This window comes from Paraburkholderia sp. GAS333 (assembly GCF_050435665.1).
GTDB classification, from domain to species: Bacteria; Pseudomonadota; Gammaproteobacteria; order Burkholderiales; family Burkholderiaceae; genus Paraburkholderia; species Paraburkholderia fungorum_A.
The window spans coordinates 1136221-1155286 of sequence record NZ_JBNDKS010000003.1 but is presented as its reverse complement, the minus strand read 5'-3'; the positions used below and the strand labels follow the sequence as shown (position 1 = coordinate 1155286).

The following is a 19066-nucleotide window of genomic DNA, read 5'->3' as shown; positions in this document are numbered from 1 at the left end:
CGCTGAAATACGCCGCCCTCCATGCTTTTTCCGCCGCAACGATCATGCCGGGGTGATCGCGAACAGCTGTGCGCCCTGCCCCGCCTGACTTCGGCGCACAGAGCGGACAAAAAAGCGCGGCGCAATGCGCCGCGCTTTTACACGCATCGGTAAATGACACCGGCGTGACGCCCGCATGGCAGCCGCATCACGCAGCCGCATCACGCCGGCGCCACGCGTCACCGATCGATCACCCGGGACTCACTGCGCAGACTGCGCCGCCGGGCTGGCACCGCTTTGCGCCACATCGCGCTGGATCGTCTCCAGCAGCTTTTCCAGCAGGCCGATATCGAACGGTTTGGACAGCACCCGCACATCCACGCTCCGCGCGCGGTCGAGTTCTTCCGCGTAACCGGTGACGAGGATGACCGGCAGTTTGGTATCGAACGCCAGCACCCTCTCGGCCAGGTCGATGCCGTTCAGCGTGCCCGGCATGTGGATGTCCGACAGAACCAGGTCGAACGGCAGCGGCTCGCCCGTGCGAGCCTGCTTCGCGTGCGCGTCGTCGAACAGGCGCAGCGCGGCATCGGCGTTGAACACGCAGGTGATCTGGTGGCCCATCATCTGCAGCAGCGCTTCGGTGCCGGCGGCGACTTCCTCGTTGTCCTCGACCAGCAGAATGCGCAGACCTTGCGGGCCGCCGTTTTCTTCCGCGCTTGCCTCGACTGGCGCAGGAGTCTCCAGTTCGTCCGCTGCGCGGGGCAGATAAAGCCTGACTGACGTACCCGCGCCGACCGCGCTGTCGATCGCGGCCAGCCCGCCCGAACTCTCGCAGAACGCAAAAACCTGCGGCAAGCCGAGACCGGTGCCCATCCCTTTCGGCTTGGTCGTGAACAGCGGTTCGAACGCCCGCGCGAGCACGTCGGGTGCCATGCCCACGCCCGTATCTTCCAGCGACAACTGCACGAACTCGCCCGTCAGCGGAAAGCCGTCTTCGTGACGGAACACGATATTGCTGCCCCGCACGGTGAAACGCCCGCCGTTGGTCATCGCGTCGCGCGCATTTACCGCGACGTTGATCAGCGCCAGTTCGAGTTCGGCGACATCCGCGCGGATCGGCCATGTCTGCGCGCCGATGTCCATCACCAGCGAAACCTTTGCGCCGAGCGACGCGCGCAGCAGTTCGCGGCAGGTCGGCAACCAGCGGTCGAGGAACAGCGTTTCGGTGCGCAGCGGCTGCTTGCGCGCGACGCCGAGCAATTGCCGCGTGAGCGACTGGCCGCTCTTGAGCGCGCGTTCCATCGCCGATAATTCGCGGTCGATTCCGGCCACGCCGCGCCGTCTCGCGATCTGCACGTTGGCGGAGAGGATCATCAGCAGGTTGTTGAAGTCGTGCGCGACGCTGCCGACCAGCGTGCCGAGCGCCTCCATCTTGCGCGACTGGCGATACGCCGATTCGATCGAGCGACGCATCGACGCCTCGGCCTGCCAGCGCTCCCACGCCTCCTCTTCCGCGCCGAGCCGCCGCAGTGACAGCCAGATCACGCACCACAGCGCGATGGACGGCATGAACATCGAAAGAATCAGCACGCTCAGGTGGCGATACCACGCAGCCCAGATCGCCGACGTGCGATAGCCGCACAGCACGTACACCGGATACGCACCGACGTGCCGGAACGCGACAATCAGATCGCCGTCGTCGACGTCCGAGCGCATCCGCACAACGCCGGAGCGCCGCCCTTGCGCGATGGCTTCTGCGAGCGGCGTATTGGCCGCCATCACCGCCGGCTTGCGCGGACGGGTCGGATAGTGCGCAAGGATCGCGCCGTCGGTGCGCACGAGGCTCAGGATCATCGGCGTGCTGTCGTTGCCGACCAGCAGTTCGCGGTAAAACGCGTCGAAATAGCTGGGCCGCAGCGCGACCGAGACCATTCCGGCGAACGAGCCGTCGGTGGCCACGCGCTGCACGCCCATGTTGAACACCTGCTCGCCCGCGACGTGCCCGGTCATCACTTTCGACACGTGTTCCAGATCGCGCCCGCTGCGAATGCCGACGAAATCGTCGCGTCCTTCGATCGACACCACCGGCACCGGATAGAACCGGCTGCTGGCGAGCAGCACGCCCTCGCGCCCGAAGATCGACACGGCGGCCACTTGTGGATAGCCGCCGCCCATGGTGCGCAGCTTGTCGTGAATCACGGCTTCGCGCTCGCGGATGCCGTCGTCGTCGAGACCATCGGTCAGCTCGATGATGCGGGCATCGAGCGATTCGTTCATGTCGAACACTTTCAGCGCGTGTTCTTCGGCGACGCGCACGGTGCGCAGCGTCATGTCGGTGGCGTCGGCTTCGCGCGCGCGCCAGTCGTTGAGCGACATCGCGGCCACGTACACGCAAGGCAGCACGACGGCGGCGACCAGCAACGCGATCAGCGTGATGCGCCGCACGTGGAAATTCTGTTCCGGCACGGCAGGAAACGACGCCCCCTCTTGCGGGGCAGCGGAAAGACGACCCGCGCGAGGCGGGTCCAACCGGTCTTGTGTCATTGTCGATAAGGCCAGAATCGTTCGGGACCGGAATGCCGGAAGTCGGCTTCACAACAGAAGCATAACGTTGGAGCAAGCGAGAAGTTACTGCGACGAACGCCAGGACCGCGCGCAGATTAATCGTCTGATATTTGAAAACAGCGACAAATCAGGAAGCGCAAACGAACACGAAAGTGTAAATACAAAAGAATGGCTGCGCATCTGAATGAAACGTTTCTGCAAATAGGATATAAGGAGTAAATATCATTAGTGAATGCAGTTTTGGCGAGTTGCTTCTGCAAGCTTTTACTTCGAAAATCCTTGCCGCGATAGAAAATCCGTCTGCCATGCCCGGACGCGTTTGCCACGAGGAATCAGGCCATGCTTACCACGCGCGTTTTGCACGCGTCCGGTCACGCACGCTCCCCGCTCGCTCCACGCAACCTGCATTTGCGCAGGCATCACCGCACTTTTCCGCTGGGCGACCGGTCCGGCGCTAAAGAACTCGCTTCGACGTGCCGTTAACGCGTAAGAGACCATTTCGCTTTCTACCTGCCCATGTCTTTGCCCATTGTGATCGCCGATGATTCGTTGCTTGCCCGCAAGGTGCTCACCCGGGCATTGCCGCCGGACTGGGATGTCGACGTGTCGTACGCATCGAACGGACGCGAAGCGCTCGGTTTATACCGGGAAGGCCGCGCGTCGGTCATGTTTCTCGATCTGACGATGCCCGACATGACCGGCTATCAGGTGCTGGAAGCCTTGCAGCACGAAGATCTGAACACCTTCGTAATCGTCGTCTCCGCCGATGTCCAGCCGATGGCCCAATCGCGCGTGCGCTCACTCGGCGCCGCTGCGTTCCTCGCCAAGCCCGTGACGCCCGAGGCGCTTCTGCACACCCTCAAGGAGTACGGGTTGTATGCCTGAACCATTCCTCAGCGAAGATCAGCGCGACGCGCTCCAGGAGGTTGCCAATCTGGCGATGGGCCAGGCTGCGACTCGCCTCGCCCGGCTGCTCGATGCGTTCATCGAATTGTCGGTGCCGCGCGTGAAACTGGTGGCGGTCAGCGAGGCGGCGAATTCGCTGCGCGAGATGACCGGTATCGACGATACCGTGAGCGCGGTGCGTCAGGGCTTTCGCTCCGACATCAAGGGCGAGGCGCTGGTGATCTGCCGCAGCGACGGCGTCGAGCAGTTGTGCTCGCTCGTCAACGATCCCTACGCGCGTTCGAGCTACGAGTCGGTGAGTCAGACCGAGTTGATGTTCGACGTCGCCAATCTGCTGACGGGCGCGTGCGTCTCGTCGATTCTCGACCAGCTCGGCCGCACGCCGGTGTTTTCCGCGCCGGGTCTGCTCGGCGACGCAATGACGCTCGACGAAGTGTTCCAGCCCGGCGTGCTGCAATGGGAAGTCGCGTTGCTGGTCGAAGTCAATTTCTCGCTGGAAGACCAGAGCTTCCGCGCCCATCTCGTGATGCTGATGGCCGAAGAGTCGATCCGCCACATGAACGGAGCGCTCGACGAGTTGCTGTCCAGCCTATGACGGTGTCTGCAGATTCATTGAGCGACCTGGTGGTCGAGCGGGTCGGCTTTGGCATTTTCGTGATCGACCGTGACATGAACGTGCTCATGTGGAACCGCTTCATGCAGGACCACAGCGGGTTGTCGGCGGAACAGGTGGTGGGCAAGTCGCTGTACACGCACTTCCCGGAACTACCGCGCGTGTGGCTGTCGCGCAAGATCGAGAGCGTGTTCCAGCTCGGGACGTTCGCGTTCAGCTCGTGGGAGCAGCGCCCTTACCTGTTCAAATTCGATCACGACCGCCCGATCACCGGCGGAGTCGATTTCATGCAGCAGGACTGCACGTTCATGCCGCTGATGCGCGAGCGTGAGGTTGTCGCCGTGTGCGTGACGATCTCGGATGTCACGCATGTGAGCATCGTTCAGCGCGAGCGCGAAGAGGCGGTCGCCAAACTGCAGGAATACGCGGATCGCGACGGTTTGACGGGCATCGCCAACCGGCGCTTCTTCGAGGCGCGCCTGCGCGATGAATTCACGCGCTGGCAACGGTATGGCGGCGACATGTCGGTGCTGCTGTTCGATCTCGACCACTTCAAGAAGATCAACGATCAGTTCGGGCATGGTGTCGGCGATACGGTTTTGCGGTTGATGGCGCAGCGCGTCTCCGCCGTGCTCCGCGCGCAGGACTTATTCGGGCGCTTCGGCGGCGAGGAGTTTGCGCTGCTGCTGCCGTGTACCCCGCTCGCCGACGCGATGATCGTCGCGGAGAAGATCCGCTGCGTGATCGCCGATACGCCGGTCGAGTTTCAGGAAACGCTCGTGCAGGTCACGGCGAGCGTTGGCGGCGCGGCCGCGCGGACGGGCACGCCGTCCTACGAGGTGCTGATCAACGAAGCCGACGCGGCGCTGTACACCGCGAAGCGCAAGGGGCGCAACTGCACGGTGGCGCTGAATTGACGTGACGCGGGCCGGGCGCCGCGCTGGCGGCGCTTCCTTCCGGCCCCGATTAGCTGGCAAAACTGCGGCCTCTCACAAAGATTGATATACTTTTCGCCGTTTCCGGCATCCCAGCCGGGTGTTTCGCGCGTGTCCACGCGCGTGCCCCCTGTCCTGCAGTACGCATAAAAACCTCTTTAAACGCCTTTCAGCAGGCGCCTCCAGCGGAGATCGTCTTGGCTGTTTCCAATCTTGTCGTGGACGATACAGAAATCGACGCCGCTGCCGCGACTTCCGGCAGCTCGTTCTATCTCGCCATGCGCATCCTGCCGGCTGCGCAACGCGATGCGATGTATCAGGTCTACGCCTTTTGCCGCGCTGTCGACGATATCGCCGACAACGACGACACCCCGCGCGCCGAACGCGCCGCCGCGCTCGAGCGCTGGCGTGCCGACATCGACGCGTGCTATGCCGGTGCGCCGCGCGCTTCGTTGCGCGCGCTGACGCGGCACATTCACACGTTTCATCTGCAACGCGAAGATTTCCACGCGATGATCGACGGCATGGCCATGGACGCCGCCGCCGACATCTGCGCGCCCGACGAGGCCACGCTCGACCTGTATTGCGACCGTGTTGCCAGCGCGGCGGGCCGCCTGTCGGTGAGGATATTCGGGATGCAGGACGAGCCTGGCCGGTTGCTCGCGCACCATCTGGGCCGCGCGCTGCAACTGACCAACATCCTGCGCGATATCGACGAAGATGCGGGTCTGAACCGTTGCTACCTGCCGCACGAATTGCTGGCGCGCGAAGGCATCGCCGTGAAAAGCCCGCAGCAGATCGCCGACGACCCGTCGCTGCCGCGCGTTTGCGCCACGCTGGCCCAGCGTGCGCTGCAACACTTCGCTGAGTCCGACGCGATCATGGACCGCGAGTCGCGCAGCCACGTACGCGCACCGCGCATCATGTCGGGCGTTTATCGCCTGCTGCTCGACCGCACGCTCGAACGCGGCTTCGACATTCCGCGCACCAAGGTCAGCAAACCGAAGCTGCGCATGCTGTGGATCGTCGCGCGCTACGCGCTTTTCTGAGCTGATGCCCAAGCTCGTACATGTGGTCGGTGCGGGCCTCGCCGGCCTGGCCGCCGCTGTGCAGTTACAGCGGCGCGGCGCGCAGGTCGTGCTGCATGAAGCCGAAGCGTACGCGGGCGGCCGCTGCCGTTCGTACTACGACGCCCGGCTCGGTGCGACGCTCGACAGCGGCAACCACATGGTGTTGTCGGGCAATGCCGCGACGCTCAACTACACGCGGGCGATCGGCGCCGCCGACGAACTGGTCGGCCCGGCGCAGCCCGAATATCCGTTCGTCGACCTGGCCACGCGGGCGCGCTGGACCGTGCGGATGTCGCCGGGCGCGCTGCCATGGTGGATTTTCGACTCCAACGCACGCGTGCCGAACACCGGTCCCGGCGATTACCTCGCGCTAATGCCGCTGCTGCTCGCCAGGCCTGGCCGCAGCGTCGCTCAGACCATGCGTTGCGACGGTCCGCTGTGGGATCGTCTGCTCAGGCCGCTGTTTCATGCGCTGCTGAATATCGAGCCGCGTGACGCGTCGGCGGAACTGACTGGCGCGATGGTCCGCGAAACCCTGCTGGCCGGCGGTCTCGCGTGCCGGCCGCTGGTGGCGCGCAACGGCCTCGGCAGTGCTTTCGTCGATCCGGCGCTGCGGCTTTTGCAGCACGGCGGCGCGGTCATCAGGCTGGGTTCGCGTCTGCGGGAGGTCGTGTTTGCAGCCGGTGGCGGCCGCGTGCAGGCGCTGAATTTCGTCGACGAAAGCATCGCGCTGGATACGAATCACGCGGTGATTCTCGCGCTGCCGTCCGAAAGCGCGGCGACTCTGGTGCCGGGCCTGCGCGCGCCGACCCGCTTTGCGTCGACGGTCAACGTGCATTTTGCGGTCGAGACGCCGTTCGGTTTGCCGCCGGTCACCGGTCTGCTGAACTCGATGAGCGAATGGCTGTTTGCGTTCGACGAGCGTCTTTCGGTGACGCTCAACGGCGCCGAGCGTCTGCTCGACACGCCGCACGAGGCGCTCGCCGCCACCGCCTGGGCCGAAGTGGCTCAAGCGGCCAATCTGCCCGTCACGCCGATGCCGGCCTGGCAGGTCGTGATGGAAAAACGCGCGACGTTTGCCGCGCTGCCCGACCAGGAAACGCTGCGTCCGGGCACGCGCACTCGCTGGAACAATTTGATGCTCGCGGGCGACTGGACGGCCACCGGCCTGCCCGCGACGATTGAAGGCGCGATCCGCTCCGGCCAGAAGGCCGCGGATACGTTGCTGAATGAACCGATGGAACGCCGATGAACGACTTATCTCAAGCCCAGCCGCTGGACACCGTCCTGCCTGAATTCGCCGACGCCGATTCCGACGCCGTGCACGACGCAGCACCTGCGGAAGCGCAAGCGAGCGCGACGTCCGCCGTGTCGCTTGACGCCGCGATCACGCGCGCCACCGACGCGATTCTCGCCGCGCAGAAGCCCGACGGCCACTGGGTCTACGAACTCGAAGCCGACGCGACCATTCCCGCCGAATACGCGCTGCTGGTCCACTACCTCGGCGAAACGCCGAACGTGGAACTGGAGCAGAAGATCGCGAAGTATCTGCGCCGCATTCAGTTGCCCAACGGCGGCTGGCCGCTGTTCACCGACGGCGCGCTCGACATCAGCGCCAGCGTGAAGGCTTACTTCGCGCTGAAGATGATCGGCGATCCGGTCGATGCCGAGCACATGGTCCGCGCGCGCGAGGCGATTCTCGCTCACGGCGGCGCGGAAAACGTCAACGTGTTCACGCGGATTCTGCTCGCGCTGTTCGGCGTCGTGTCGTGGCGCGCAGTGCCGATGATGCCCGTCGAAATCATGCTGTTGCCCGAGTGGTTCCCGTTCCATCTGTCGAAGGTGTCGTACTGGGCGCGTACCGTGATCGTGCCGCTGCTGGTGCTCAACGCGAAGCGGCCGCTCGCGCGCAATCCGCGCGGCGTGCGTATCGACGAAGTGTTCCGCGGCGCGCCCGTCAACGTTGGCCTGAACGAGCGGGCGCCGCATCAGCACGAGGGTTGGTTCCGGCTGTTCCGTGGGGTGGACGTGTTGCTGCGCGCGGTCGACGGCCTGTTCCCGAAAGCCACGCGCGAGCGCGCGGTGCGTGCGGCGGTGGCGTTCGTCGATGAACGGCTGAACGGCGAAGACGGCCTCGGCGCGATTTTCCCGGCGATGGCCAACTCGGTGATGATGTACGACGTGCTCGGCTATCCGGCCGATCATCCGAATCGCGCGATTGCCCGTCAGTCGATCGACAAGCTGCTCGTGATCCACGACGACGAAGCGTACTGCCAGCCGTGTCTGTCGCCGGTCTGGGACACGTCGCTCGCGGCGCACGCGTTGCTCGAAACCGGCGAGGCGCATGCCGAACAGGCTGCCGAGCGCGGGCTGGCGTGGCTGCGTCCGTTGCAGATTCTCGACGTGCGGGGCGACTGGATTTCGCGTCGTCCGAATGTGCGTCCTGGCGGCTGGGCCTTCCAGTACAACAACGCGCACTACCCCGACGTCGACGATACGGCGGTGGTCGCGATGGCTATGCATCGCTCGGCCGCGCTCACGCAATCCAACGTGGACGACGAAGCCATTGCGCGCGCGCGCGAATGGGTGGTCGGCATGCAGAGCAGCGACGGCGGCTGGGGCGCGTTCGAGCCGGAAAACACCCAGTACTACCTGAACAACATTCCGTTCTCCGACCACGGCGCCCTCCTCGATCCGCCGACTGCGGACGTGTCGGGCCGCTGTCTGTCGATGCTCGCGCAGATCGGCGAATTCCCGCAGAACAGCGAACCGGCGCAGCGCGCGTTCGCCTACATGCTGCAAGAGCAGGAATCGGACGGAAGCTGGTATGGCCGCTGGGGTCTGAACTACATCTACGGGACGTGGACCGCGCTGTGCTCGCTGAACGCAGCGGGTATGTCGCACGACGATCCGCGCATGAAGCGCGCCGTGCAGTGGCTTCTGTCGATCCAGAACCCGGACGGCGGCTGGGGCGAAGGCGGCGAAAGCTACAAGCTCGACTATCGCGGCTACGAACGTGCACCGAGCACGGCCTCGCAAACCGCGTGGGCGCTGATGGCGCTGATGGCCGCAGGCGAAGTCAATCACGAAGCCGTGGCCCGTGGCGTCGAGTATCTGCAGCGCGAGCAGCAGGAGCATGGTCTGTGGGACGAGACGCGCTTTACGGCGACGGGTTTCCCGCGCGTGTTTTATCTGCGCTATCACGGTTATCGCAAGTTCTTCCCGTTGTGGGCGCTGGCGCGGTTCCGTCATCTGAAGCGCAATGGGCTCACGCGCGTCGCGGTCGGGATGTAACGCATGCCTCTTTCGATAACGCCGTTAGCCGGAAACGGCCGCAGCAGCTTGCCGGTGATCGTGGTGGCGGGCATGGCGTTCGAAGCGAAGATCGCGCGGGGCAACGGCGTCGAGGTCGTGTTCGCGGCGCGCTCCGATCTGTTGCAACGCGCGCTGGATGCGGCGGTCGCGCGCGGGTGTTCCGGCATCGTGAGTTTCGGCACGGCGGGCGGTTTGGCGCCGGATCTGGAGCCAGGATCGCTGATCGTCGCAGATGCCGTCGAAGGACCGTCCGGGCGCATCGATACCGACCGGTCCTGGTCGGACAGGCTCGCCGCTGCGATGGCTTCGGGGCCGCTGGCTGCGAGACTGCAGCGTGGCGCGATGGCGGCGGTCGCCGCCCCCCTGATCACCGCCGCGGACAAACACGCGCTGCATCGCTCGACCGGCGCGCTGGCTGTCGACATGGAATCGCACATTGCCGGCTCAACCGCCGCCGCGCACGGCGTGCCGTTCGCGGTGTGCCGCGCGATCGTCGATCCGTCGTGGCGCACGTTGCCGTCCGCCGCGACGGCCGGTTTGCGCGACGATGGCAGCACGGCGCTCGGCCCGATTCTGCGGGAACTGATACGTCAGCCGTCGCAACTGGGGGCACTGATCCAGCTTGCCGGCGACGCCCGCGCCGCGCGACTCTCGCTGGTTCAGGCGCGACAGGCGATGACAAAAGCAGGCGCGCTGGATCTGGCGATTGCCTGAGAAACGAAAACGGCCGGTAAAGGCCGTTTTTTTTCGTCTGTTAATTCGGCGATAGATGGGCGATTGCCAAAAAATCAGGAATGTCGCTGTTCGATGGATCAATCTGAATATCTGATTTCAGTCAGAAGAACGGCTTCTATTCCGGTGACGCATATCGCACCAAGCCATCCTAATAGCCCTTCAAACGCCAACCGACCCGCCCCAGCGCGGGTTTCTTACGCCCAAAAGCGCTTATGGACGGCAGATATCCGGCCCGACATAAGTCGCGATCCGCCGCCAAGACCTTCCTGCACTTTTTAATTCAGCAAGCATTGAAATACTAGGGAAAACCCTTATGTTTGGTACAATGTCAGTGTTAACCCTAGGTTCGTAGGCCAGAAGGCCCGAACCAGGCGCCTCGAACGCGGAGTACCAAATGAATTTCCATACCAGAAAGTGGGTCAAGCCCGAAGATCTGAACCCGAACGGCACGCTGTTCGGCGGCAGCCTGCTGCGTTGGATCGACGAAGAAGCGGCGATCTATGCGATCACCCAACTGGACAACCAGCGCGTCGTTACCAAGTTCATGTCCGAGATCAATTTTGTCAGCTCGGCGCGTCAGGGCGACATCATCGAACTCGGCATGACCGCCACTCAATTCGGCCGGACGTCGATCACGCTGCGCTGCGAAGTGCGCAACAAGATCACACGCAAAAGCATCCTGACCGTCGAGAAGATGGTGTTCGTGAATCTCGACGAGAAAGGCGAGCCGGCGCCGCACGGCCGCACGCAGATTCGTTATGCAGAGGAAGCGTTTGCTCAGTATCGCGAGAACTCGCGACCGGTACCGCAAGGGACCGCTGCGGTGGAAGAAGAGAGAGTGGCTGCAGCTTCGCGCAGCGAGGTAGACAGCCTGCATTGAGGCTAATGAGCGGCGCCGGTTTCTGCGCCCGCTCCTGCTTTTGCCGCTTCGGCGCATCAAGTGCCGAAGCGGTATTCCATCTGATTCCCTTCTACGAGTTCCAGCTCGTTTCGTGAGACGCCTTGCTTCGGCGTCCCCGTCTTCAGTTCAGGCGCGATGCGCGCCCTGCCTTCTTCGAATTGCTTCGAACTTCCTTGAGCCTTATTGCGTGGCCGGTGCGGCCTCGGGTTGAGGCGCGGGCGCTGTTGTCTCTGACGCCGCTGCGGGAGCCGTGGCCGGCGTCGCACCCGCGGCGCCGCTCGCCGGTGCGTCGCCCGGATCGGAATAGTTCGGCAGATCAGACGGAGCGGTCGTCGCCGCGCCCGATGCCGCGTTCGGCGCTTGCGCCGCATCGCCCGGGTCCGCGTAATTCGGCAGAGCGCCCGCAGCCGGGGCGCCTGCGGCAGGCGCCGCGTCGCTCGCGCCGCTTTGATCGTCGTAGTTCGGCAGCGGCGCATTGTTGTCGCTCGTACCACGCAGACGCGCCCGGCGCTGCTGCGTATAGGCGTCGCGCACGAACGAGTATTTGTCGAGCGCGGCTTGCTGCAGCAGATCGGTCGCGCCCAGCAGATCGGAGCGCACGCTCACGAACTGCAACACATACAACGGATTACGCACCGCCGGTTCCATGTAGTTCAGCGGATTGAACTTCACGTCGACGATCAGCCCCATGCTGTCGCGCACCGTGCTCGGCCCAAACAGCGGCAGCACGAGATACGGACCCGACGGGATGCCCCAATGCCCCAGCGTCAACCCAAAATCCTGATGATGCTTCGGCAGACCGGCTGGCGTCGCGAAGTCGAGCAGGCCGCCGAGGCCGAACACCGAGTTCATCGCGAAGCGCATGATGTCTTCGGTCGCGTCGGTGATCTTCAGCTGCAGCAGCGCGTTGGCCGCGTTGGTCAGATCGCCGAGGTTCGAGAAGAAGTTGCTGACGGCGGTGCGCAGCGGCTGCGGCGTCACCTTCTGATAACCCTTGGCGACCGGCACCGCGACGTACGTGTCCAGGCCATCGTTGAATTTGAATACGGCGCGATTTACCGGTTCGAACGGGTCGCCCGGTTTGCGGTCGGGACCGGTTGCACAACCTGAAATGAGGCCGGCGGCGGCCAGCGTCAGCGCGGCGTTACGGAGTTGCATGCTTATATTCCTTTATTCTTCGCGCGACGTTGGCGCGGCTTGCCCATCAACACCGGTTGGAACACCACCGCACCGATCAGCGTGCAGAACAGCGACAGCGCCAGCAGTCGGCCCATGCTCGACGTGCCCGGATGATGCGACAGCCAGAGGCTGCCGAACGCCGTCGCCGTGGTTGCCGCGCTGAACAGCACGGCGTGCGTCAGACTCGACTGCAACAGGCCAGTCTGGCCGTGGCGCCACGCCATCACGAAGTAGATCTTGAAGGCTACGCCGACGCCGAGCATCAGCGGCAGCGCAATGATATTGGCGAAATTCAGCGGCATGCCGAACGCCGCGCACAGTTCCAGCGTGACGAGCGCCGACACCAGCAACGGCACCAGCGTTCGCAGCACGTCGCCGACTCGCCGCAGCGCGATCCACAGCAGGATCGCGATGGAGATCAGCGCGTAAGCGGCGGCTTGCAGGAATGCCTTGATGATCAGGTCGGCCGAATGCAGGATCGAAATCGGGCCGCCGATCGCGTTCGGCTCCGCCTTCTGTACCGCGTGGACGAAGCGCGCGAGCATCGCGTCGTCGTTCGGATCGGTGCCGGGTTTGACCTTCGGCGCGATATCCACGAGGGCGCGGCCGTCTTTCGACAACCACGTCGACGAGATTTCCTTTGGCAAGTTGTCGCGGGTGATCTCGGTGGGTTGCAACAGGTTTTCCAGTTGCTTCAGCGCAATGCGCAGCGTGTCGGACATCGCGACTTCTGCGCGGTCGCGCGTGGCGGCGTCGGCGGTGGCGAGCTTTTGCAGCGTGGCCGACAGATGCTTCGCTTCGGCTGCGCCCGGGCCCGGGTGATCGTCAGCAGCCAGCGACAGCTGGTTCGACGCGCGCTTGAGCGCGTCGACGCGCACGGCGTCGGTGGCTTGCGGTGACGGTTGTTGCTGCAGCGCGGGCAACAACTGCTGCGCGGCGCTCGCGATCAACATCATCTTCTGCTGCTGATCAGCCGGAATGAACGTGTTGAGCGTCGTGACGCGCCCGACTTCCGGCAGCGCGCGCAGGCGCGTGGCAATCGCGTCGGCGTCAGTTAGCGAAGGTGCGAGCACATGCACGTTGTTGACCGCGGCTTCCGGCGAATCCTTCAGCGACAGCAGCGTCGCCATCGACTCCGTGTGCGGGTCCTTCAGATGCAGCGGATTGAAGTCGAAGCGCAGATGCGTGAGGATCGGCGTCGCGCCGATCACGACGATCAGCGTGCCGATCAGCACCGGCTTGCGGTGATGGTCGAGGAAGTCGTCGAGGGGAGCGAGTTGCTTGAAACCCGGCGAAGCGGCTTCGCCCGGCGGATTGAAGATTTTCAGCAGCGCCGGCAGCAAGGTCATGTTCGTGAAGTAAGCGACGAACATGCCGACGCCCGCGATCTGCCCCAACTCCGATACGCCGCGATAAGCGGTCGGCAGGAACGAGAAGAAGCTGAGCGCGACCGCGACCGCCGCGAGCGTCAGCGGCACGCCGATGCTGTGCGCGGTGTGCATCAGCGCGGCGGACAGGCGGTCGTCGCGATTGCGTTCCTCGCGATATTTGACGCCGAACTGCACGCCGAAATCGACTCCGAGCCCGATGAACAACACCATGAACGCGACCGAAATCATGTTCAGCGCGCCGACCATCATCAGGCCGAGCGCAGCGGTAATGACCAGCCCGACGAACAGCGTGATGAACACGGCGGCGATCATGCGTCCCGAGCGCAGCGCGAGCCACAGAATGACCAGCACGACAATGAAGGTACCGATGCCGTTGAGCACCGCGCCGTCTTTCACCGACGCGAACTCTTCGTCCGCGAGCGGCTGTTCGCCGGTCAGACGAATCGTGGCGCCGTAGCGCGCGTCGAGGTGCAGCGAGGCGGCGATATCGCGAATCGCTTTGGACGCGGTTGCGCCCGGCTCCAGCGCATCGTAGTTGACGACCGGCTGAACGGTGACGAACGCGCGCGCCGGGTCGGTGGCCGTGGTCTTGTCGACCAGCGCTCGCCAGGAGAACGCCGCCGGCTGGTTGGCCAGCACGCGGTCGAGCGTATTCGCGCTTTGCGACAGCAGGTGGCTCATGTCGGCGAGCTTCACCTGACCGAGCTGAAGCGGCAGCAGCAGGCTCGTGGTCAGCGTGCCGGCCAGGCCTGTCAGGCTCGGATCATGCGCGAGCGCATTGACCAGCGGACGCGACTGGACCAGTTGCGAGGTGGTGGACATCACCTCGTCGTTGGACGGAAACAGCAGGCCGTTGTGTTCGAAGAACGGGCCGCCGGCGGGCTGCGAGACCGTGACGAATTCTTTGGGATCGGCCTTGAGCGCGGCGGTCAGCGCGTTGGCGGCGGCGTCGGCGAATTCCGGGGCGCGCGCTTCGACCACCACCAGCACGGTGTCGCCGCGATCCGGGAAAGCCTGGCTCATCGCGTTTTCGAGGCCCGTCCAGTGCTTGTCGGTTTCGATGAGACGGCTGATGTCCGTGTTGATCTTGAAGTTATGCGCCACATAGATGCAGCTCAGGACGGCGAGCACGATCGAGGCGCCGACGACCCGCAGCGGGTGGCGCACCGAATAGGCGACGAGACGGACAATAGATGACTTCAGCATGTAGGCGGACGTGGCCTTATCACGAGTGTTTTAGACGAAAGTGCACAAGTATACAGAGCCGGAGCGCTGCAACCCGACTTCGGTAGCAAGTGCAGCGCCTGCCGGGACGAACCAGGGCGGGAACGCATTCTCGGTATACTGGTCTATCCAGCTTTCGCAATGGGCTTTATTGGCTCACTGGCGCTTACTTCTTTCGATCCTGGCGAACGTATGAAACGTTATCTGTCTGCTTTTCTGGCTGCTGCCGTGGTGTCCACAGCGGCTTACGCGCAAACCGCGCCCGACGCGGTTGTAAAAAGTGCCGTCGAAGGCACCGTTGCTGCAATGAAGGCCGATCCTCAGGCGCGCGGCGGCGACATGGCCAAGATCACCCAACTGGTCCAGACGCGCTTCGTTCCCGCCACCGACTTTCAGCGCACCACGCGCATCGCGGTCGGCAAGGCATGGTCGACCGCTACGCCTGAGCAGCAAAAACAGCTTTATGAGCAGTTTACGCTGCTCCTCGTTCGAACCTATGCTGCTTCGCTGTCGCAATTGCGCGATCAGGACGTGAAGTTCAAGTTCCTGCCGGTGAACGTACCGGCCGGCGCCAGCGACATCGTCGTGCAATCGCATGTGATCAGCAACGGTGGCGACGATGCGATCGACTACCGTCTTACCAAAGGTCCGTCGGGCTGGAAAATTTACGACATCAACATGATGGGCGCGTGGCTGATCCAGGTGTATCAGACGCAATTCGCCGATCAGATGTCGAAGGGCGGGATCGACGGGTTGATCAAGTTCCTGACCGCGCACAACGCGCGCGGCGCGGGTTAAAGCCAGGAGCGAGACGAAAGCGGTCTCGCGGCTTTTGCAGCAACGGCCAAAGAAAAAAGCGTGGTGTGCTCCAGCACACCACGCTTTTTTTCACGCGCCCGACTTCAGACGCGCGAGACCCCTTCTTAAACTTCGCGTGCCGCAAGCGGCTGCAGCAGCTTCGACGGCAATTTGAACTCCACCTTCTCTTCGCGGCCGTCCATGGTCGAGACGTCGACGGGACCCAGCGCGCTCAGCGCCGCGATCACGTTCTTCACCATCTCTTCGGGTGCCGACGCGCCCGCTGTGACGCCGACCGTCTGCACATTTGCAAACCATTCCGGCTTCACTTCCGAACCATCGGCGACGAGGTAGCTCGCCACGCCGCTTTCGCTGCCGATCTCGCGCAGCCGGTTCGAATTCGAGCTATTCGTTGCGCCCACCACCAGCAGCACTTCGACCTGCTTGCTCAGCTCGCGCACCGCCGCCTGACGATTTTGCGTCGCGTAGCAGATGTCGCGCGTATCGGGACCGACGATATTGGTGAACCGGCGCAGCAATGCGTCGATGATGCCGCGCGTGTCGTCCACCGACAGCGTGGTCTGCGTGACATACGCAAGCGGCGTGTCGAGCGGCAGGTCGAGATGCGCGACTTCGGCTTCGCTTTGCACCAGCAGCACCTTGCCCGGAATCTGGCCGATCGTGCCTTCCACTTCGGGGTGACCGGCGTGGCCGATCAGGATCAGCGTGCGGCCTGCGCCGACGTATTGACGCCCCTGCACATGCACTTTGGTGACGAGCGGACAGGTTGCATCGAGCACGTCGAGACCGCGCGCTTCCGCGTCGCGTTCGACTGTTTGCGCGACACCGTGCGCGCTGAAAATGGCTACCGCACCTTGGGGCACTTCATCGAGTTCTTCGACGAAGCGCGCGCCTTTCTGGCGCAGGTTATCCACCACGTGGCGATTGTGAACAATCTCGTGACGGACATACACGGGGGCGCCGTGTTGCTGTAACGCGCGATCGACGATTTCGATTGCACGAACAACACCCGCACAAAAGCCGCGGGGTTGAGCAAGGATGACTCGCATAAGTTGGCGAACTCCGACTGACGCGGGTTTCGAAGAAGTCGGTAAAACTGACTTTATCGCCGCGACCATCTGATTAGTTGACGTCTTGAGGCCCGGCGGGGCCGGTACAGCAAAACCAAAACGCGCATTCTAACGCTATCAGGCGAGCTTTGCTTTTTGGGCGCGTGGCCGGTGTTGGACGTTTGCCGCAATGGGGGCCAATGTCTGCGCGTAATGCCGATGGCGCATGCGGTAATGATTGCACGCTGCACCGGTTTAACGGAACCCTTAAACTACGCAGTCCGCGGCGCATATTCGCGCCTGCATTACAGAAAGGTTTCGAGGCTCGCTGGATGGACGTCGATCAGTACGAAAATTTTCCGGTCGCGAGCGTGTTGCTGCCCAAGGCGCTGCGCGCGCCTATCGGCATTATCTATCAGGTGGTTCGCACGGCGGCCGACATCGCCGATGAAGGCGACTGGAGCGCGGCTCAGCGTCATGCCCGCCTCGCCGATTTCCAGGCAGGCCTGGACGCGGTGGCCGAACGGCGCGCGGCGCCGGTGCATCCGCTGCTGTTCGGCAAACTGGCCGGGGTGGTCGCGCAATACAAGTTGCCGCTCGCGCCGTTTTACGATTTGCTGCGCGCGTGTGCGCAGGATATCGACACCAGCCGTTACGCCGACCGCGCGGCGCTGCTCGATTACTGCCGTCATTCGGCGAATCCGATCGGGCATCTGATGCTGCACCTGGTGGGCGCGGCCACGCCCGAAAATCTCGCCGACGCCGATGCGATCTGCACGGCGTCGCAGTTGATCAGCTTCTGGCTGGAGGTCGCGGCCGACTGGAAAAAGGGCCGCGTGTACTTGCCGCAAGCAGACCTGCAGCGTTTCGGCGTGACCGAAGCGTATATCGCCGAAGGCGTGTCCGACGAAAAGTGGCGCGCGCTGATGGAATACGAGGTGGCGTTTGTCCGCGAGACGCTGGTGCGCGGCGCGCCGCTCGCGTTGCGTATTCCGGGGCGGCTGGGTATCGAGCTATGCGGCGCGGTGCATGGCGGCTTGCGCTTTCTCGAACGGATCGAGCGAGCGGACTACAACGTGTTTCACGAGCATCCGGTGCTCAGCACATTTGACTGGTGCGTGGTCGCGGCGCGCACGCTGGTGATGTGGCTTTCGCGCCGCGTCGGCGTCGAGGCGCGTTCAATCGAGGGTAATGCTTAATGGCGGTGGTTCTGTTTGTTCTTTCGTGTGTTTCCCTGTTGATCTGGGGCGTGCTGCTGTTCGCGCGTGGCGGTTTCTGGCGCTCGCGTCCCGCCGCGCCGCTGACGGTCGCGCCGCGCGTCACGTGGCCGGCGGTGGTCGCCGTGGTGCCGGCGCGCAATGAAGTCGACGTGATCGCCGAAGCGGTCACCACGCTGCTCCAGCAGGACTATCGCGGCGATTTCCACGTGATCGTGGTGGACGACCACAGCACCGACGGCACCGCCGACGCCGCCCGCGCAGCCGCGTTGCAACTGCAATGTCCCGACCGTCTGACGGTGCTGAGCGCCAAGCCGTTGCCGCCGGGCTGGTCCGGCAAGGTGTGGGCGCAGTCGCAGGGTATCGAGGCCGTGCGCACGCACGGTTTGCCCGCCGACTATCTTTTGCTGACCGACGCCGACATCGGCCATCCCGCCGACGCGCTGGTGCAACTCGTCGCGCGTGCGGACGCGGAAAAGCGCGATCTCGTGTCGCTGATGGTTCGTCTGCGCTGCGATTCGTTCTGGGAAAAAGCGCTGATTCCGGCGTTCGTGTTCTTCTTCGCGAAGCTGTATCCGTTCGCGTGGGTCAACAATCCGCGCAATCGCACGGCTGCAGCTGCGGGCGGTTGCATGCTGGTGCGCCGTAGCGCGCTGGAAGAAGCGGGTGGTATCGAGTCGATCCGCGCCGAGTTGATCGACGATTGCAGTCTCGCCGCGCGGATCAAGCATCGCGGCACCGGACGTCATCCGATCCGGCTGGATGTGGCGGCGCGCAGCGTGTCGCTGCGTCCGTACGATAGCTGGCGTGAGATCTGGAACATGATCGCGCGCACGGCCTTCACGCAACTGCACTACTCGCCGTTGCTGCTGGCCGGCACGCTGGCCGGCATGACGATCATTTACCTGATGCCGCCGGTGGCCGCGCTGGTGTTGGGTCCGCTGGGCTGGCCCGCATGGCTGGCCTGGGCGGCCATGTGCTGCGCGTATGCGCCGATGCTCAGCTACTACCGCCGTTCGCCGCTGTGGGCACCGTTTCTGCCGCTGATCGCGCTGTTTTATGTCGGCGCGACGTTTGCGTCGGCGGTGCGTTATTGGCGCGGTAAAGGCGGTCAGTGGAAGGCGCGGGTTCAGGCGCCAGTGCAGGAGCGCTGAACTTGCGCGGCCGC

15 protein-coding genes are annotated in these 19066 nt (G+C 64.0%); 11 read left to right on the top strand and 4 right to left on the bottom strand.

The genetic code is table 11. The features are described 5' to 3' along the window. Window positions 1-240 precede the first annotated feature (240 nt). On the bottom strand, window positions 241-2523 hold the full coding sequence (locus tag ABH945_RS20970) for an ATP-binding protein (protein ID WP_429251785.1): 2283 nt from the start codon (window positions 2521-2523) through the stop codon (window positions 241-243). 537 nt (window positions 2524-3060) lie between these two features. Here ABH945_RS20970 and ABH945_RS20965 point away from each other — a divergent pair. From ABH945_RS20965 to ABH945_RS20930, 8 genes are all read left to right on the top strand, one after another. Continuing rightward, complete coding sequence (locus tag ABH945_RS20965) at window positions 3061-3429, top strand: response regulator (protein WP_074770902.1); 369 nt, start codon at window positions 3061-3063, stop codon at window positions 3427-3429. After that, entirely contained in the window at window positions 3422-4045 is a 624-nt protein-coding gene (locus ABH945_RS20960) for a chemotaxis protein CheC (protein WP_429251784.1), read from the top strand. Before ABH945_RS20965 ends, ABH945_RS20960 begins: the two co-directional genes overlap by 8 nt. Then, window positions 4042-4980: a sensor domain-containing diguanylate cyclase gene (locus tag ABH945_RS20955; RefSeq protein WP_429251783.1), complete on the top strand. Its 939-nt coding sequence runs from the start codon at window positions 4042-4044 to the stop codon at window positions 4978-4980. Before ABH945_RS20960 ends, ABH945_RS20955 begins: the two co-directional genes overlap by 4 nt. Before the next feature lie 215 nt (window positions 4981-5195). Continuing rightward, on the top strand, window positions 5196-6047 hold the full coding sequence (gene hpnD, locus ABH945_RS20950; RefSeq protein WP_074770899.1) for a presqualene diphosphate synthase HpnD: 852 nt from the start codon (window positions 5196-5198) through the stop codon (window positions 6045-6047). Window positions 6048-6051: 4 nt separating this feature from the next. After that, on the top strand, window positions 6052-7320 hold the full coding sequence (hpnE, locus tag ABH945_RS20945; protein ID WP_074770898.1) for a hydroxysqualene dehydroxylase HpnE: 1269 nt from the start codon (window positions 6052-6054) through the stop codon (window positions 7318-7320). Further along, window positions 7317-9362: a squalene--hopene cyclase gene (shc, locus tag ABH945_RS20940; RefSeq protein WP_429251782.1), complete on the top strand. Its 2046-nt coding sequence runs from the start codon at window positions 7317-7319 to the stop codon at window positions 9360-9362. Before hpnE ends, shc begins: the two co-directional genes overlap by 4 nt. A gap of 3 nt (window positions 9363-9365) precedes the next feature. Further along, window positions 9366-10097 carry a phosphorylase gene (locus ABH945_RS20935; RefSeq protein ID WP_429251781.1) on the top strand — a complete coding sequence of 244 codons (732 nt, stop codon included), beginning with the start codon at window positions 9366-9368 and terminating at the stop codon, window positions 10095-10097. 415 nt (window positions 10098-10512) lie between these two features. Then, on the top strand, window positions 10513-10998 hold the full coding sequence (locus tag ABH945_RS20930) for an acyl-CoA thioesterase (protein WP_201644688.1): 486 nt from the start codon (window positions 10513-10515) through the stop codon (window positions 10996-10998). A 201-nt stretch (window positions 10999-11199) separates the two neighbouring features. On the opposite strand, the gene ABH945_RS20925 is transcribed toward ABH945_RS20930, so the two are convergent. Together ABH945_RS20925 and ABH945_RS20920 are read right to left on the bottom strand one after the other, a co-directional pair. Further along, on the bottom strand, window positions 11200-12177 hold the full coding sequence (locus tag ABH945_RS20925) for an MlaA family lipoprotein (protein ID WP_429251780.1): 978 nt from the start codon (window positions 12175-12177) through the stop codon (window positions 11200-11202). Between the two features lie 2 nt (window positions 12178-12179). Next, a complete protein-coding gene (locus ABH945_RS20920; RefSeq protein ID WP_429251779.1) occupies window positions 12180-14795 on the bottom strand; it encodes an MMPL family transporter in 2616 nt (871 codons plus the stop codon). A 210-nt stretch (window positions 14796-15005) separates the two neighbouring features. On the opposite strand from ABH945_RS20920, the gene ABH945_RS20915 reads away from it, so the two are divergent. Continuing rightward, window positions 15006-15611 carry an MlaC/ttg2D family ABC transporter substrate-binding protein gene (locus ABH945_RS20915; RefSeq protein WP_074770873.1) on the top strand — a complete coding sequence of 202 codons (606 nt, stop codon included), beginning with the start codon at window positions 15006-15008 and terminating at the stop codon, window positions 15609-15611. A gap of 125 nt (window positions 15612-15736) precedes the next feature. Here ABH945_RS20915 and ispH read toward each other — a convergent pair whose 3' ends face one another. Next, window positions 15737-16681: a 4-hydroxy-3-methylbut-2-enyl diphosphate reductase gene (gene ispH / locus ABH945_RS20910; protein ID WP_074770872.1), complete on the bottom strand. Its 945-nt coding sequence runs from the start codon at window positions 16679-16681 to the stop codon at window positions 15737-15739. Between the two features lie 332 nt (window positions 16682-17013). Here ispH and hpnC point away from each other — a divergent pair, with 332 nt between their 5' ends. Next, a complete protein-coding gene (gene hpnC / locus ABH945_RS20905) occupies window positions 17014-17880 on the top strand; it encodes a squalene synthase HpnC (protein ID WP_429251778.1) in 867 nt (288 codons plus the stop codon). Beyond that, window positions 17880-19052 (top strand): glycosyltransferase, encoded by a 1173-nt coding sequence (locus ABH945_RS20900; protein ID WP_429251777.1) that lies wholly within the window; start codon window positions 17880-17882, stop codon window positions 19050-19052. Before hpnC ends, ABH945_RS20900 begins: the two co-directional genes overlap by 1 nt. The last annotated feature ends 14 nt before the right edge of the window (window positions 19053-19066 follow it).